At 47.7% G+C, this 1,919-nt stretch carries 2 protein-coding genes and 2 pseudogenes; all 4 read left to right on the top strand.

All coding sequences use genetic code 11. The annotated features are described in order from the left end of the window. Window positions 1-99 (top strand): annotated as a pseudogene (locus AC5V8P_RS25365) (RNA polymerase sigma-G factor); the annotation flags it as partial. A gap of 124 nt (window positions 100-223) precedes the next feature. Further along, window positions 224-562 (top strand): YlmC/YmxH family sporulation protein, encoded by a 339-nt coding sequence (locus AC5V8P_RS25360; protein WP_063210146.1) that lies wholly within the window; start codon window positions 224-226, stop codon window positions 560-562. An 82-nt stretch (window positions 563-644) separates the two neighbouring features. Next, window positions 645-1,529 carry a peptidoglycan editing factor PgeF gene (gene pgeF / locus AC5V8P_RS25355; protein WP_064796063.1) on the top strand — a complete coding sequence of 295 codons (885 nt, stop codon included), beginning with the start codon at window positions 645-647 and terminating at the stop codon, window positions 1,527-1,529. 8 nt (window positions 1,530-1,537) lie between these two features. Next, window positions 1,538-1,919, top strand: a pseudogene (locus AC5V8P_RS25350) (YggS family pyridoxal phosphate-dependent enzyme); the annotation flags it as partial.

Here is a 1,919-nt window from a genome sequence, read left to right as displayed (position 1 = left end):
CAAATGGAGGTTGCCGACGAAATCGGCATCTCTCAAGCCCAGGTTTCGAGATTAGAGAAGTCGGCTATACAGCAAATGCAAAAGCATGTAAAGTCCTAAATGAAATGAGCGAACTGCTTGAATGATCCAGTGATAAAAACGATCCCTTGCGGATCGTTTTTGCGTTTACAGGACATTTTTTAGGCTCTTCCACTCATATAGTGAAATAAAGGATGTGATGCGTGTGAGTGCACCGGAAACGTCAGTAAGAGCCATGAAGATTTCCGAATTTCAAACCAAGGATGTCATTAACATTGTAGATGGACGACGTCTGGGACAAATTAGTGATCTGGAGATTGACGTACGACAAGGGAAAATTGAAGCGATTGTAGTTCCGGGGAGCAGCCGATTCATGGGCTGGTTTGGAGGGGGAAGCGAATTGGTTATTCCGTGGCGCAACATTGTGAAAATTGGCTCGGATGTTGTACTTGTACGACTGGAGGGATTGCATGAGCCACCAGATGAAAGGGAGGAAAAATCGTATATCGAACGTCAGGAACGGAATGACCGACGGAGCTTTTGAACAGCAGGTACTCGTAATTTAGTATGTTGTGAAGACACAGCGGCGGCTTTTTGGTACACTGGGCAGTAGAGGTGAGAGCGAAATGGAACCGTTTATAGTGAATACTGGGGCTACAGGGACTACGCCCATGCAAGATGGCGGACGTCCCGTGCCGGAGTTGTTATATATTCAATCCTGGAAGCAGCAGGTTCAGGGAATAACAGCGGGTTTTACAGGGCGTCATGGTGGTGTCAGCGAAGCGCCATACGACAGTTTGAACTGTGCGTTTCATGTAGGGGATGACCCTGAGAAAGTCATTCGCAACCGCCGATTGGTTGCTGAGCAGCTTGGCTTTGCTGCCGAAGCGTGGACATGTGGTGAGCAGGTTCATGGCAATCATGTTGCTATTGTCCAGGCTGCTGATCGCGGGCGTGGCTTTCTAGATCGTGCATCGGCCTTTCAGGACACAGATGGACTTTTGACGAATATACCGGGCATTTTGCTGACGTCCTTTTATGCTGACTGTGTACCATTATATTTTTGTGATCCCGTGCATCGTGTGATTGGGCTGGCGCATGCAGGCTGGAAGGGAACGGTTGCGGAAATTGCGTTGAAAATGGTGCAGACCATGCAAACCGAATATGGATCTCAACCGTCCGATATACTAGCAGCTATTGGTCCTTCCATTGGTCCTGAATCCTATGAGGTAGATGAGCATGTGATGAACCAAATTCGGGTTTTAGAGCATGATTGCCCGGGTAATGATAAATGGGAAGGTTCTGTTTATTTCCCCTTAATGAGCGGAAAAACACTACTCGACTTGAAACAATGCAATCGACACATTATGATGAAAGCAGGAATATTGCCGAGCCATATCGAATGTACTACCTTGTGTACGAGTAGCCGCAGCGATTTGTTTTTTTCGTATCGCAAGGAAGGCGGCGTTACAGGAAGAATGGCGAGCTGGATTGGTCTGGAAGAGAGGTGAGTCCTCCCGTGTCTCTGGAGGAACGAATTAAAGAAGTCAACGCCCGTATTGAAGCGGCATGTGCCCGCAGCGGACGTTCGCGTGATGAAGTGAATGTGATCGCTGTCACGAAATATGTTTCGGCGGCAGCAATGGCATCGGTATTGGATAACGACTTGGAGCATGTGGGCGAAAATCGCTGGCAGGATGCTGCTGATAAATGGAGCAAGTTGGGTGACCGGGGAACGTGGCATTTTATTGGTCATCTCCAAACGAATAAGGTTAAAGATGTAATTGGAAAATTTAAATTTATACATTCGCTTGATCGCTTATCGCTCGCTCAGGAATTGGACAAGAAGGCAGCAGCACTGGGACTGCGAGTTCAGGCTTTTGTGCAGGTCAATATTTCCG

The sequence above is a fragment of the Paenibacillus sp. N119s genome (assembly GCF_059447605.1).
This window is presented reverse-complemented; position numbering and strand designations above follow the sequence as displayed.